Below are 14,285 nucleotides of genomic sequence, written 5' to 3'. Positions count from 1 at the left end.
TACTGGCTTAGTTCACTAGCACACTGTTGAGTTCTCAAGCAACACACCCCGAACCAAACCCGAACCCCCGTAAGGGCGAGCCTGACCGAAGCGGTCATTCCTAGCAGTTTTTGGTGGGACACCCACTCAATCACCCTAGAGGCGAGAGCTTGGTTCGTGTCCCGGCGGCCACCCGGTTTCCCTGGCGACTTGGAGAACATTACACGCCCTCCAGGGGCCCGAAACAGGGGGGTACCTTAACTGCGTTCCCGCAGGTCAGACCCCCTGTTTCGGGCCCGGGACGGAGATCAGCCCCCGACGCGGACGCCGGCGACGTTGCGCTTGCCCTTGCGGACCACGAGCCAGCGGCCGTGGAGCGCGTCGGAAGCCGAGGGCTTCCACTCCTCGTCGGCGACCTTCACGTTGTTCACGTACGCGCCGCCCTCCTTCACGGTCCGCCGCGCCGCGCCCTTGCTGTCCACCAGTCCCCCGGCGAGCAGCAGGTCGACGATCGTCGCGTCGCCCGCGGGCTCGACCTTGCCGTTCGGGACCTCGGCCATCGCCGCGTCGAGCGTCGGCGCGTCCAGTTCGGTCAGCTCGCCGCGGCCGAACAGCGCCTGGCTCGCCGCGATGACCTGGCGCGTCTGGTGCTCGCCGTGCACCAGGTTCGTGAACTCCTCGGCCAGCTTCTTCTGCGCGGCCCGCAGGTGCGGACGCTCCTCGGTGTCCTTGGCCAGCGCCTCGATCTCCTCCTGGTCGAGGAAGGTGAACAGGCGCAGGTAGCGGAGCACGTCAGCGTCGCCGACGTTCACGAAGTACTGGTACCAGGCATACGGCGAGGTCAGCTCCGGATCGAGCCACACGTTGCCGCCACCGGTGGACTTGCCGAACTTGCGTCCCTCGGCATCGGTGACCAGCGGCGCGGTCAGCGCGTGCGCGGTACCGCCTTCGACGCGGCGGATCAGGTCCACGCCGCCGACGAGATTGCCCCACTGGTCCGAGCCGCCGACCTGCAGCTTGCAGCCGTGCTTGCGGTACAGCTCCAGGTAGTCCTGGGACTGCAGCAGCAGGTAGCTGAACTCGGTGTAGGACATGCCGTCGCCCTCGAGCCGGCGCTTGACCGTCTCCCGGTTCAGCATCACGTTCACCGAAAAGTGCTTGCCGACGTCCCGCAGGAATTCCAGCGTGTTCTGCTTCGAGGTCCAGTCGAGGTTGTTCTCGACGATCGCACCGGTCGGCGAATCGTCGAAGTCCACGAACCGCTCCAGCTGCCCGCGGATCCGCCCGGCCCAGTCGGCGACGACGTCCAGGGTGTTCAGCGTGCGCTCCCCGTTGTCGCGGGGGTCGCCGATCATCCCGGTGGCGCCGCCGGCCAGCACGATCGGCCGGTGCCCGGCGCGCTGGAACCGCTTGAGCATCAGCAGCGGGACGAGGTTGCCGGCGTGCAGGCTGGGCGCGGTCGGGTCGAAACCGCAATAGAGCGTGAGCGGGCCGCGGTCGAGTTCTCGGCGCAGGGCGTCGATGTCGGTGGATTGCGCGATCAGGCCGCGCCAGGACAACTCGTCAAGGATGTGCTCACTCACACCTGTAGATGATCCCCCACCAGGTCAAACGACTATCCCGCGGGTCGCACCTGGCGGCGTTTGCCGCCGCGGCGGTAGGTCGAGACCGCTGGTGAGCCGTCGACCCAGAACCGCCACGGCGTCTCCATCGCCATCGCGACGCCGACGCGCGGGCCGGTGCGCACGTTCTCCGCGGGCACGCGCTCGCCGACGAGCAGCCGCACCGGCGATTCGGGGTCGGTGAGGTCGACGCCGTTCTGTTCCTTGGCGAGGCCCAGCACGGACGTCAGGATCGCCGGGCCCTTGGCGAGTTCGCCGTTGCCGCGCGCGTTCGGCCGCCGCTTCCGCACGATGTCCGCGCCCTCGACGACCTCGCCCGCGCGAAGCAGCACCGCGCCCGGCTGCCCGTCCTCGGTGCCGACGACGTTCGCGCAGAAGTGCATGCCGTAGACGAAGTACACGTAGAGGTGCCCGGCCGGACCCCACATCACGGCGTTGCGCGGAGTCTTCCCGCGGTAGCAATGCGAGGCGGGATCGTCGAGCCCGCGATAGGCCTCGACCTCGACGAGCCGCACCCCGACCCGGCCTTCGGGCCCGTCGGCCTCGAGGACGGCACCGAGCAGCAGCCGAGCCAGGTCGACCGGGTCCAGTGCCAGTTCTTCGCGCCGGAACAACCGGTCCACACGCACTCCCCTCGTCAGGCCGCCAGCCTAACCAGCGGCCTGACGACAGATCACTTCAGCCACTGCCGATGCGCCGCGACGCGCTCGACCAGGCGTTCCCGTTGCTCGGCAACGCGATCCGGCGCGGTGCCGCCGCGCGCGTCCCGCGAACGCACCGAGCCTTCGACGGTGAGCACTTCGCGTACCGCCGGGGTGAGCGCCGGGTTGATGGCCTGGAACTCCTCGTCGGTCAGCTCGTCGAGCCCGGCCCCGCGCGCCTCCGCGACCCGCACGCTCTCCCCCGCCGCCTCGTGCGCGACGCGGAACGGCACGCCCTGGCGCACCAGCCATTCGGCAATGTCGGTGGCCAGCGTGAACCCGGCGGGAGCCAGTTCGGCGAGCCGGTCGGTGTGGAAGGTGAGCGTGCCGAGCATTCCCGCGATCGCCGGAAAGAGCAGTTCCAGCTGTTCGACGGAGTCGAAGACCGGTTCCTTGTCCTCCTGCAGGTCGCGGTTGTACGCGAGCGGCTGCGCCTTGAGCGTGGCGAGCAGGCCGGTGAGGTTGCCGATCAGCCGTCCGGCCTTGCCGCGGGTCAGCTCCGCGACGTCCGGATTCTTCTTCTGCGGCATGATCGAGCTGCCGGTGGCCCACGCGTCGTCGAGGGTGACGTAGCCGAATTCGGCGGTGTTCCAGATGATCACCTCTTCGGCGATCCGCGACAGGTTCACCGAAAGCATCGCGACGGCGAACGCGAACTCGGCGACGAAATCGCGCGAGGCGGTGCCGTCGATCGAGTTCTCCACGCTGGTGTCGAAGCCCAGCTCGGCGGCCACCGCTTCCGGATCGAGGCCGAGCGACGAGCCGGCGAGCGCGCCCGAGCCGTACGGCGATTCCGCGGTGCGTGCGTCCCAGTCGCGCAGGCGGGAGACGTCGCGCAGCAGCGACTGGCCGTGGGCCATCAGGTGATGCGCGAGGAGAACCGGCTGCGCGTGCTGCAGGTGGGTGCGGCCGGGCAGGATCGCGTCCGGGTGCCGGGACGCCTGCGAGACCAGTGCGTCGATCACGTCGAGCGTGCCCGCGACCACGCGGCGGGCGGCGTCGCGCAGCCACATCCGGAACAGCGTCGCGACCTGGTCGTTGCGGGAACGGCCTGCCCGCAGCTTGCCGCCCAGTTCGGCGCCGGCGCGTTCGAGCAGACCGCGTTCGAGCGCGGTGTGCACGTCCTCGTCGGCGATCGTCGGGGTGAACGCGCCGGACTCGACGTCCTGCGCCAGCGTGTCGAGCGCGTCCAGCATCCCGGCCAGTTCCGCTTCGGTGAGCAGACCCGCCTTGCTCAGCACGCGGGCGTGCGCGCGCGACCCGGCGATGTCGTAGGGCGCGAGGCGCCAGTCGAAGTGGGTCGAGGCGCTCAGCGCCGCCATCGCCTCGGCCGGTCCGCTGGCGAACCGGCCGCCCCACAGCTGCACCGGCTGGTCTTTCCCGCTCACGTTCTGCCTCTCTCGTCCGGCGTCTCAGGACGCCTGGGTGCTCGGATGCTGGGTGCTCCCCAGCGGATTGTGCCCGGTGCCCGGACGGTACCGCCGTCCGACCGGGCGAAGCCGCCTCCCGGGGAGGTCGGCGACGGTCGCGCTGCCCGCGTGCAGCACCAGCCGCACCTCGCCGGACACGCGCTCCTGCGCCCGCCGGACGAACGCGTCCAGCGGCTCGCGCAGCGGCGAGAACCACAACCCGTCGTGCACCAGCTCGGCCCATCGGCGGTCGATCCCGCGTTTGAACCTCGCCAGATCGCGCTCCAGGGTGACTGATTCCAGCTCCTGATGCGCGGCGATCAGCACCGCCGCGCCCGGCGCGTCGTAGCTGTGTGTCAGGTCGAATCGGCCGATTCCGTGCGCTCCGGCCCGGTGGCCGAGCCGCTGCACAGCCTCGGCCACGCTGACCGTCTCGCCGTCGACCGCGACCGGTACACCCTCATCGAAGGTGACGACGACCTCGTCCGGGGCACCGAGGTTCGCCGTCGCGTCCTCGGTGCTGCGGTAGGAAGTCGCGGCCCGGCCCCACAGAGTCCGGCTCGTCGACAGTTCCTGCCTGCCTCGGACGCCGAGTTCGACGATCTCCAGGTCTGGCGCGAGTGTCGCGATCATGCTGGACAACGTGTCGCCGCCACCGTGTGCGACGGCCGGCGCATTCCGGTCCCGCGCGGTCGCCACGAGCTTGCTCGCCAGCAGCGGCCGGGCCAGGACCAGCGGATGCCGGTCGACGATCAGCGCGTTCGCTTGCAGCGCAAGCAAACAGTAGCCGTTCGCGAATTCCTCGCGGACGTCCGCGACCACGACTTCGACGGCTCCGTCGGCCATCGCCTGCCGCCGAAGCGCGCATAGATCTACATCGCCCGCACCGAAATCCACGGCGACAGCGACCACTTCGCTTTGTCCCGCAAGGAGATTCAGCGCGGCTGAGGAGCCGTGCCCGCCCGGATAGGCGAGCACGACCCGCCGGGTCACGGCTCATCCCCTTCCGCCGAACCCTGCGCGAGCGCGGTGAAGCGTTCAGCAAGGTCTCGCCCGGTAAGCGGTTCGCGCGCGATCACCGCGACCGTGTCGTCGCCTGCGATGGACCCGACGACCTCCTCCAGGGCGGCCCGGTCTATCGCACTCGCGAGGAACTGCGCCGCGCCCGGAGGCGTGCGCAGCACCGCGAGGTTGCCGGAGAAATCCGCTGACACCAGCAGTTCCGCGAGCAACCGGGACAGCCGCGAGGTGCCGCCCTGCACGCCGCGGACGGGACTGCCGTCCTCGGGGATGACGTAGACCGGCGCGCCCGAGTCGGCGCCGCGCAGCTTCACCGCGCCGAGTTCGTCGAGGTCGCGCGACAGGGTCGCCTGCGTGACGTCGATTCCCTCAGCGGCGAGAAGCCGCGCCAGCTCCGTCTGGCTGCGGATGGCCATCGTGGACACCAGTTCGGTGATCCGCGCCTGGCGCCCGACCCGGCTGCTGGTCATCGGCCGTTCTGCCCGAACAGCCAGACCAGCAGGGCTTTCTGCGCGTGCAGCCGGTTCTCCGCCTCGTCCCAGACCGCGCTGGCCGGTCCGTCGAGCACCTCGTCGGTGATCTCCCAGCCGCGGTGCGCGGGCAGGCAGTGCAGCACGATCGCCTCGTCGGCGGCGCGCTTCAGCAGCTCGGCGTTGATCTGCAGGGCGCGGAACGGGCCGACCCGATCGAGGCCGTCGTTCTCCTGCCCCATCGACGTCCAGGTGTCGGTGACCAGCACGTCCGAACCCTCGACGGCTTCGCGCGCGTCGGTATACACGGTCGCGCTGCCGCCGGTTTCGGCTCCATGCTGCTTGGCGTCCAGCATCACCTGCTGATCGGGCTGGAACCCCTCCGGCGACACGACGCGCACGTTCATCCCGGCCGTGGTTCCGCCGAGCAGCAGCGAATGCGCCATGTTGTTGGCGCCGTCGCCGAGGTAGGTGAGCGTGAGCCCGGCGAGCTTGCCCTTGCGCTCGCGGATGGTCATCAGGTCCGTGAGCACCTGGCATGGGTGGAACTCGTCGGTGAGCGCGTTGACGATCGGGATCGACGCGACCGACGCCATCGAGTCGATGCGCTTCTGCGCGAAGGTGCGCCACACGACGGCGTCGACGTAGCGGGACAGCACACGCGAGGTGTCCTCGATGGTCTCCTCGCGGCCGAGCTGCATCGAACGGCCGTCGACGATCACCGGATGCCCGCCGAGCTGGCTGATGCCGACCTCGAACGAGAACCGGGTGCGGGTGGAGTTCTTCTCGAAGATCGCGGCCACCGTCTTGCCGGCGAGAGCCTTGGTGCCGAGCGGGTCGGCCTTCAGCTGGTCGGCCAGGTCGAGCAGAGCGGTCTGCTCGGCGGGGGTGACGTCGTCGTCGCGGAGGAAGTGGCGGGGCATCAGTCGGATTCCTTCGTGGTGGTGGAGTCGAGCGCACCCGGGAGGGCGGAGAGGAAGCCGTGCGCCTGCTGCTCGTCGAGCACGAGCGGCGGGGCGAGCCGGACGGTGTCCGGGGCGACCGGGTTGACGAGGTAGCCCGCGTCCTGCGCGGCCTTCGCGACGGCGGCGGACACCGGTTCCCGCAGGCCGATGCCGAGCAGCAGCCCCGCGCCGCGGACGCCGGAGACCAGCGGGTGGCCGAGCGCCTCGACGCCGGCGGCGATGTCCTTGCCCAGCGCCGAAACGTGGTCGAGCAGGTCGTCCCGGACGATCGTGCGCAGCACGGCCAGCCCGGCCGCGCAGCACACCGGGTTGCCACCGAAGGTCGTGCCGTGCTGGCCCGGCTTCAGCAGGTCGCCCGCCGCGCCGACGCCGATCACCGCGCCGAGCGGAAGCCCGCCGCCGAGGCCCTTCGCGAGCGTGATCACGTCTGGCACGATCCCGGCCTGCTGGAAGCCGAACCAGGTGCCGAGCCGTCCGATCCCGGTCTGCACCTCGTCGAGCACGAGCAGCGCCCCGGCGGCCTTGGTGATCTCGCGCGCGGCCTGCAGGTAGCCGTCCGGAGCGGGAATCACTCCAGCTTCGCCGAGCACCGGCTCCAAGAAGACAGCCGCGGTCTCGCCGTCGACAGCGGCCCGCAATGCGTCGACGTCGCCGTACGGAACGTGCGTGACGCCCGGAACCAGCGGCTCGAACGCCTCGCGCTTCGACGGCTGCCCGGTGAGCGACAGCGCGCCCATAGTGCGGCCGTGGAACGCGCCCTCGGCCGCGACGACCTTGCTGCGGCCGGTGAGCCGGGTGATCTTCAGCGCGGCCTCGTTGGCCTCCGCGCCGGAGTTGACGAACAGGACTTTGCCTTGCCCGTTCAGGCCCGCGACGTCGAGAAGGGTTTCGGCGAGCTCGACCGCGACCGGGTTCACGTACAGGTTCGACGTGTGCCCCAGCTTCGGGATCTGCTCGGTGACCGCACGAACCACCTCGGGGTGGGCGTGGCCGAGCGCGTTCACCGCGATGCCGCCGACCAGGTCGACGTACTCGGAGCCGTCCGCGTCCCACACTCGTGCGCCTTCGCCGCGCACCAGGGTCAGGCCGGGGGTGCCGTAGTTGTCCATGACCGCCGACTGCCAGTGCTGCTGACCGTCCGCATTGGACTTGAGGGTAGTCACGCGTTCTCCGTTCCGGATGCCGCTGCCTCGGGCAGCACCATGGTCCCGACGCCGCGCGAGGTGAAAACCTCGAGCAGCACCGAATGAGCGAGCCTGCCGTCGATGACGTGAGCGCCGCGCACGCCGCCGCGCACCGCGCGCACACACGCCTCCATCTTCGGGATCATGCCGCTGGCGAGGCCGGGCAGCATGCGTTCGAGACGGTCGACGGCGATCCGGTCGATCAGCGACGACCGGTCCGGCCAGTTGGCGTAAAGGCCTTCGACGTCGGTGAGCACGACGAGCTTCTCCGCGCCGAGCGCCGCGGCGAGCGCGCCCGCGGCGGTGTCGGCGTTGACGTTGTGCACCACGCCGTCGATGTCCGGGGCGACCGTGGACACGACCGGGATGCGGCCGGCGTTCACGATGTCGAGCACCGCGTCCGGATTCACCTCGGCGACCTCGCCGACGAGGCCGATGTCCACCTGCTCACCGTCCACAGTGGCCCGTTTGCGCTCGGCGGTGAACAGCCGCGCGTCCTCGCCGGAGATGCCGACCGCGTACGGCCCGTGCGCGTTGATCAGGCCGACCAGCTCGCGGCTGACCTGCCCGACCAGCACCATGCGCACGATGTCCATGGTCTCCGGCGTGGTGACGCGCAGCCCGCCCTTGAACTCCCCCGGCACGCCGAGCCGGGACAGCATCGCGCTGATCTGCGGGCCGCCGCCGTGCACGACCACCGGGTGCAGACCGGCCAGCCGCAGGAACACCATGTCCTCGGCGAAGGCGGCCTTCAGCTGGTCGTCGATCATCGCGTTGCCGCCGTACTTGACCACGACGGTCGCGCCGTGGAACCGCTGCAGCCACGGCAGCGCTTCGATCAGCACTCCGGCTTTCTCGGCCGCGCTGGCGAGCCGTTCGTCGGCGGAGACGAGCCTTCCGGTATCCGTCATGACGAGTACGCGCTGTTCTCTTCGACGTATGCGTGCGAAAGGTCCGTGGTGTAAATCGTGGCCTCGTCCGAACCCACCCCGAGATCCACAACCACGTCGATGGCGCGCCCGGACAGGTCGGCCGCCGACCGGTCCTCAGCCGTCGTGCCGCCCGCGAACAAGGTGATGCCGTTGATCGCGATCGACACCGTCTCCGGGTCGATCCGCGCGGGCGCGCGGCCGAGCGCCATCGCGATCCGGCCCCAGTTGGGATCGGACCCGAACAACGCGGTCTTGACCAGGTTGTCCTCGGCGATGGTCCGGGCCACGACAATCGCGTCGGCCTCGGACGCGGCGCCCTTCACCGTGACGTCGACATCCTTGGTGGCGCCTTCGGAATCGGCCCGCAGCTGCAGCACGAGGTCATGGCTGACCTTGGTGAGCAGCTCGGTCAACTCGGTCTCAGTCGGCTCGACGCCACTGGCCCCCGAGGCGAGCACGAGCACCGTGTCGTTGGTCGACGTGCCGCCGTCGACGTCCAGCCGATCGAACGTGATGTGCGTGGCGGCGCGCAAGGCGCGGTCGAGAGTTTCCTTGTCCGCCACGGCATCCGTGGTCAGCACGGACAGCATCGTCGCCAGGTTCGGCGCGAGCATCCCCGCGCCCTTGGCGAACCCGCCGACGCTCCACCCGGATTCGTGCTGGGCGAACGCCTGCTTCGGCTTGGAGTCCGTGGTCATGACGCCCGTCGCGGCATTCAGGGCCGCCTCCGGGCTGGTGTCCAGCGCCTTGACCGCACTGTCCACACCGGACAGAACCGCCGCCATCGGCAGCCGCTCGCCGATCAGTCCGGTGGAACACACCGCGACCTCGATCGCCCCGGCGCCCAGCACTTCGGCGACCTTCTCGGCCGTGGCGTGAGTGTCCTGAAACCCGCCCGGCCCGGTCGCCGCGTTCGCCCCGCCGGAGTTCAAAACGACGGCCTTCAGCTTCTGCTGCTTCAGCACTTCTTGCGACCACAGCACCGGCGCGGCCTTGATCACGTTGCGGGTGAACACCCCCGCCGCGACGTCGAGCGGGCCGTCGTTGACGACCAGCGTGAAGTCGAGCGCGCCGGAGGCTTTGATCCCGGCTGCCACGCCGGCGGCGCGGAAACCCTTCGGTCCGGTGACGGTCACGGTGCCACTCCCACAGTGGAAAGTCCGGTGGCCTCGGGGAAACCGAGCGCCAGGTTCATCGATTGGACGGCACCGCCCGCGGTGCCCTTGGTGAGGTTGTCGATCGAGGTGACGACGACCAGCCTGCCCGCGTCGGCGTCGATCCCGAGCTGGAGCTGGACGTTGTTCGACCCGACCGTCGCCGCGGTCGTCGGCCAGGTCCCTTCGGGCAGGATCTGGACGAACGGCTCTGCGCCATAAGCCTTCTCGTACACCGCGCGCACCGCGGCCTCGTCGACGTCTTGGCGAAGTTGAGCACTCGCCGTCGTGAGAATGCCGCGCGGCATCGGCGCGAGAACCGGCGTGAACGACACACTCACTGGCTTGCCCGCCGCACCGGAGAGGTTCTGCACGAACTCCGGCGTATGCCGATGCGCCCCAGCGACGCCGTACGCGCTCGCGTTGCCCATCACTTCGGACCCGAGCAAATTCGGCCGGAGGCTCTTGCCCGCACCCGACGTCCCTGTCACCGACACCACGGTGACCGCGGGCTCGGCCAGCCCCGCCGCCAGCGCGGGCGCCAACGCCAGCGACCCGCCGGTCGGGAAGCAGCCGGGAACCGCGACCCGCTTGGTGCCCACGAGCTTCTCGCGCGCACCGGGAAGCTCGGGCATCCCGTACGGCCACTGCCCCGCGTGCTCGCCCGAGTACCACCGTCGCCAGTCCGCCGCGTCCGCGAGCCGATGGTCGGCCCCGAGGTCGACCACGAGCACGTCCGGCCCGAGCTGCGCCGCGATCTCGGCCGAATGGCCGTGCGGCAGAGCCAGGAACACGACGTCGTGACCCGCGAGCGTCTCCGCGTTCGTCTCGAGCAGCACCCGCCCGGCCAGCGGAACAAGGTGCGGCTGGTGCGTGCCCAGCGTCGTCCCCGCGCTGCTCGCCGCCGTGAGAGCGCCGATCTCGACCTCGGGATGGGTCAGGAGCAGGCGCAGCAGTTCGCCGCCCGCGTACCCGCTGGCCCCGGCTACCGCGATCTTCACCGTCATACGAATGATTATGCACGAGCGTGCAAGCTCAAACAAAGAGGGTTTCCTCACCCCGCCGGCTCAGCCTCAGGACTTCTCTCAAATTCCTCCAGTCATCGTCAGTCCGCCATCGTCAGTCCGCCTGGGATCACGCAGTCCCCAGACCGCCCGGTTCCTCGAGTCGCCAGCCCCACGCCGCCCGGCCGCCCGAGTCGTCCAGCACCCGGTCACCGGCCGTCCAGCCACAGGTCACCAGCCACCCAGCCTCGCCGGACCATTCGGCGACGCGGGAGCGTTCGGCGGTACAAGGACGCTCAGCGACGCAGTGCCCTTCGGTACCGCCGGGCCGTGCTCCTGAACGGGGTCATGCTGCGCGGGTCGTGCAGCACCGCGGGGTCGCGCCTCAAAGCGGGTCGTGCCGCAGAGCGGATTCGTCCCGCAGAGCGGATTCGCTCAGCGATGCCGGGTCGTCCAGCCAGCCGAACCTCCCGCTGCCGACCGTCCGGCCAGCGCGCAGGCCATCCGCTCGAGACCGGCTCTTTCGGATACAACTCATCCATCCGAACCGGCTTTCCCGCGCACCGCCTGCCCGGCCACCCGCGCCAGGCGGCCGCCCAGCGAACCGGAGCCGCACAGGTCGTTCGGCACCCAACCTGTCCGTCCGCCCCCCCCATCCGCCAATCCGCCGCCCCATCCGCCAATCCGGCGCGCGGGCAACGCCACGCCGGGCCCGCCTCGGGACGCGAACCCGGCGGGCATGCGTCAGTCCGCTCCCTCCTCCGCTTCGCGGAGACTCGGCGGCGTCGGCAGATGATTCCCCGGATGCTCCGGATCGCAGCCCACCCGCGGCAAGCGCGCCCGGATCCCTCCCGGCGTCCGCGCGAAATGCCGGGCCAGCTCGGTCACCGAATCGCCCGCGAGCCAGCGGGCTTCCAAATCCGCGTCCATCTCGTCGGTCCACGGTCTGCCCTGCTGCGCCGGGCGACTGGGCGATCTTCGCCGCGAACCGCCGCCCGCGAAGGTGCGCAGGCTCGTGTCGAGCAGCTCCGCGACGGTCGCCACGGACGTGATGTCGAGTTCGAGTCTGCCCTCGACAACGGGTTCGCCGTCCGGCCGTTCTCCGCCGACCGTGACCGTGACTCGCTCCGGCTCGCCGTCCTCGGTGCGAGTGACGACGGCGACCTGGTACTGGATATCTCCTGACCGGACCTCGGTCCGATGCTCTTGAATGATCGTCATGGCGGCGAAGGTATCGGCGACCCCCGACAATTTTCGATCACTTAACGCGATCGGGTGACTGCGGACCGAAATTGTCAGACCCCCGCCGTAGCGTCCCCGGCGAGCACGAAAACGACCGAGGGGGATCGGTGGACCAGCGGAAAAGAACAGTGCCCCGGCCTGGCGGACCAGACCGGGGCACCGGAAACAACAGCTCAGAAACGCAGCAACCCGGAAAGCAGGCTCTGCTTCTCCTCCGCCGCGGCCTTCGTCAGGGCATCGGCCTTCTGCTGCGCGCCGGTGGCGACCGGAGACGGAACCGGCTGCGGCACCGCGGCGCACTGGACATCCGAACGGTCATCACGGACGCGCTTCGGCAACGCCCCGGTGGCGAGGTAGTCGGCGACCCGGTCGTCCACGCACGAGACCCCGGAGAGCGATCCGGCGTGCGTAGTCCCGCCGGGCGCGCTGACGAGGCTCGAACGCGGGTAGCGCTTGCGCACCTCGAGGCTGCCCGAGTACGGCGTGGCCGCGTCGAGTTCCTCGCTGATCAGCAGCGCCCCGCTCGCCTTCGACCCGTCGATGTCCACCGGCTTGCCCGCCTTCGCGGGCCAGTTCAGGCAGGTCGCGTTGTACCAGGTGTTGCTCCAGGTCTCGAACGGCGCGCGATTCTGGGTCGCCCAGGCGTCGCGGCGCCAGCGGTCCCAGTCCTGCGGCCACTGCGTGTCGGTGCACTGCACCGCGCTGTACACCGCGTATCCGTTGTCGTCGCCGGGCGCGTTCGACTTCTCGTACAACGCCTTCAGCGCCTGCCAGTCGCCGCGGTGCACCCAGCCGTCGAACGCCTTGGCCATGTCTTCCCAGCCGAACACGTAGTAACCGGCCTGCAGGAAGACGTCGAGCCACTCGTCGCCGCCGATCACGCCGCCCGCCGGGTTCCGGTCGAGCTTCCGCTGCTGCGCGTACCAGAGCCGCTCGACCTCGGAACCGGTCTTGCCGAGGTGATAGACGTTGTCGTACTTCGCGAGCCAGCCGAAGTAGATCTTGATGTTGCGGTCGAAGGCGACGTCCTGGTCGAGGTTGGCGTCGTACCAGACCTTGCGCGGGTCGACGTTCCCGTCGAGCACCATCCGGCGCATGCGGTCCGGGTGCAGCGTGCTGTACACCTGCCCGAGATAGGTGCCGTACGAGAAGCCGTAGTAGTTGATCTGCTTCTCGCCCAGCGCCTTGCGGAGGCTTTCCATGTCCTGCGCGACATCGGTGGTCTTGATGTGCTGGAGCAGCGGGCCGTTCTTCGCGCAGGCCTCGGCGTAGCCCTTCGCGCGGGCACGCCAGGTGCTCTCCAGCTGCGGCGTGCTCGGCACGTAAGCCGGACGGGCGGGCGCGAAGTAGTTCCCGTCGCACGTGAGCGCCGGTTTGCTGGAGCCGACGCCGCGAGGGTCGAAGCCGATCCAGTCGTAGCTGTCGCCGGCGTGTTTGGGCACGTTCCGGCCGAGCACCGAAAGGCCGAGCCCGGAACCTCCCGGGCCGCCCGGGTTCACCAGCATCACGCCCTGGTACTTCGCGGTCTTGTGCTTCACCCGCGAGACGGCGATCTGCACCGTCTCGCCGGACGGCTGGGCGTAATCCATGGGTGCCACCAGGAATCCGCATTCGGCGCCCGCCTTCGCGAGCCCTGGTGCGGAACACGGTCCCCACTTGATCGGCGGCGGCGCGTAGCCCGGTCCCTCAGGCTGCACCGCGGTGGCGGCGGGTGCGACAGCCAGCGTTCCGGCCGCGACAGCGGCGGCGGCCAGCGCGGTGACGATTTTCCTCACAGTGGTCCTTTGCGTACGACGGCAACCCGGGCTCGTCGAAGCTACCGGCTGCGCGGCAGAATCTCGTTTCCCGACACGAGCCGCGTTGTCCCCCGATCGTCGGGATCCGATCCGACGGAGGTGGCCCTCGATGCGTACGGGCGAAGCGTTCATCACGGCGGTGCGAACCGGGCTCGCCGAACTGGCCGACCCGGTCAAAGCACCGGAAATGCAGGCGTACATGAAGTCCGCGATGCCGTTTCGCGGAGTGCCGAAGCCGCCGCGCGGCAAGCTCATGAAGGCGCTTCTCGCCGAGCATGCTCTGCCCGATCGGGTGACATTCGCCGAGACCGTGCTCGCGCTGTGGCGGGAAGCGGAGTACCGCGAGGAGCGGTACGCGGCGATCGATCTTTCCGGGCACCGCGCCTATCGGCGGTGGCAGGACCCGGAACTGCTGGGGATGTACGAGGAGCTGATCGTGACCGGGGCGTGGTGGGACTACGTCGACGAGGTCGCGATCCGCCGGGTCGGGCCGATCCTGCGCGAGCACCGGGCGGCGGTCACGCCGGTTCTGCGCCGCTGGATGACAGACGCTGATCGCTGGCGCCGGCGAACGGCGGTGATCTGTCAGGTCAGCGCGAAGGACGAGGTGGACCAAGGGTTACTCGCCGACGCGATCGAGGCGAACCTCGGCGACCGGGATTTCTTTCTGCGCAAGGGAATCGGCTGGGCGCTGCGGGATCATGCCCGCGCCGAACCGGAGTGGGTCCGCGCGTTTGTCCGGGCGCATCCGGGACTGTCCCCGCTGTCCACAAGGGAGGCGATGAAGCACCTCGGCTGAAGTGAACC

The 14,285-nt window shown here is 69.9% G+C and carries 13 protein-coding genes; 1 reads left to right on the top strand and 12 read right to left on the bottom strand.

The window, feature by feature from the left end; all coding sequences use genetic code 11:
* Positions 1–287: 287 nt before the first annotated feature.
* From tyrS to ABD156_RS41555, 12 genes are all read right to left on the bottom strand, one after another.
* Entirely contained in the window at positions 288–1,562 is a 1,275-nt protein-coding gene (gene tyrS / locus ABD156_RS41610) for a tyrosine--tRNA ligase (protein ID WP_344286586.1), read from the bottom strand.
* A 32-nt stretch (positions 1,563–1,594) separates the two neighbouring features.
* Positions 1,595–2,230, bottom strand: a complete 636-nt coding sequence (locus ABD156_RS41605; RefSeq protein WP_344286584.1) for a DNA-3-methyladenine glycosylase — start codon at positions 2,228–2,230, stop codon at positions 1,595–1,597.
* A 44-nt stretch (positions 2,231–2,274) separates the two neighbouring features.
* Complete coding sequence (argH, locus tag ABD156_RS41600) at positions 2,275–3,690, bottom strand: argininosuccinate lyase (protein ID WP_344286582.1); 1,416 nt, start codon at positions 3,688–3,690, stop codon at positions 2,275–2,277.
* 24 nt (positions 3,691–3,714) lie between these two features.
* The gene (locus tag ABD156_RS41595) at positions 3,715–4,704 is read right to left on the bottom strand and encodes an argininosuccinate synthase domain-containing protein (RefSeq protein ID WP_344286580.1); all 990 of its coding nucleotides are present in this window, start codon (positions 4,702–4,704) and stop codon (positions 3,715–3,717) included.
* Positions 4,701–5,201: an arginine repressor gene (locus ABD156_RS41590; protein WP_344286579.1), complete on the bottom strand. Its 501-nt coding sequence runs from the start codon at positions 5,199–5,201 to the stop codon at positions 4,701–4,703. Before ABD156_RS41590 ends, ABD156_RS41595 begins: the two co-directional genes overlap by 4 nt.
* The gene (gene argF, locus ABD156_RS41585; protein ID WP_344286577.1) at positions 5,198–6,124 is read right to left on the bottom strand and encodes an ornithine carbamoyltransferase; all 927 of its coding nucleotides are present in this window, start codon (positions 6,122–6,124) and stop codon (positions 5,198–5,200) included. Before argF ends, ABD156_RS41590 begins: the two co-directional genes overlap by 4 nt.
* Positions 6,124–7,329, bottom strand: coding sequence for an acetylornithine transaminase (locus tag ABD156_RS41580; protein ID WP_344286575.1), 1,206 nt, complete (start codon positions 7,327–7,329; stop codon positions 6,124–6,126). Before ABD156_RS41580 ends, argF begins: the two co-directional genes overlap by 1 nt.
* Positions 7,326–8,261, bottom strand: coding sequence for an acetylglutamate kinase (gene argB, locus ABD156_RS41575; protein ID WP_344286573.1), 936 nt, complete (start codon positions 8,259–8,261; stop codon positions 7,326–7,328). The genes ABD156_RS41580 and argB overlap by 4 nt, the downstream gene beginning before the upstream one ends.
* Entirely contained in the window at positions 8,258–9,418 is a 1,161-nt protein-coding gene (gene argJ / locus ABD156_RS41570) for a bifunctional glutamate N-acetyltransferase/amino-acid acetyltransferase ArgJ (protein WP_344286571.1), read from the bottom strand. Before argJ ends, argB begins: the two co-directional genes overlap by 4 nt.
* Positions 9,415–10,443: an N-acetyl-gamma-glutamyl-phosphate reductase gene (argC, locus tag ABD156_RS41565; RefSeq protein WP_344286570.1), complete on the bottom strand. Its 1,029-nt coding sequence runs from the start codon at positions 10,441–10,443 to the stop codon at positions 9,415–9,417. The genes argJ and argC overlap by 4 nt, the downstream gene beginning before the upstream one ends.
* 741 nt (positions 10,444–11,184) lie before the next feature.
* Positions 11,185–11,661: a DUF2264 domain-containing protein gene (locus ABD156_RS41560; protein WP_344286569.1), complete on the bottom strand. Its 477-nt coding sequence runs from the start codon at positions 11,659–11,661 to the stop codon at positions 11,185–11,187.
* Positions 11,662–11,855: 194 nt separating this feature from the next.
* The gene (locus tag ABD156_RS41555; RefSeq protein ID WP_344286567.1) at positions 11,856–13,457 is read right to left on the bottom strand and encodes an alpha/beta hydrolase; all 1,602 of its coding nucleotides are present in this window, start codon (positions 13,455–13,457) and stop codon (positions 11,856–11,858) included.
* A gap of 130 nt (positions 13,458–13,587) precedes the next feature.
* Between ABD156_RS41555 and ABD156_RS41550 the strand changes: the two genes are divergently transcribed.
* Entirely contained in the window at positions 13,588–14,277 is a 690-nt protein-coding gene (locus tag ABD156_RS41550) for a DNA alkylation repair protein (protein WP_344286565.1), read from the top strand.
* The last annotated feature ends 8 nt before the right edge of the window (positions 14,278–14,285 follow it).

It is taken from the genome of Amycolatopsis albidoflavus (genome assembly GCF_039525725.1).
Lineage (GTDB): Bacteria > Actinomycetota > Actinomycetes > Mycobacteriales > Pseudonocardiaceae > Amycolatopsis > Amycolatopsis albidoflava.
This window is presented reverse-complemented; position numbering and strand designations above follow the sequence as displayed.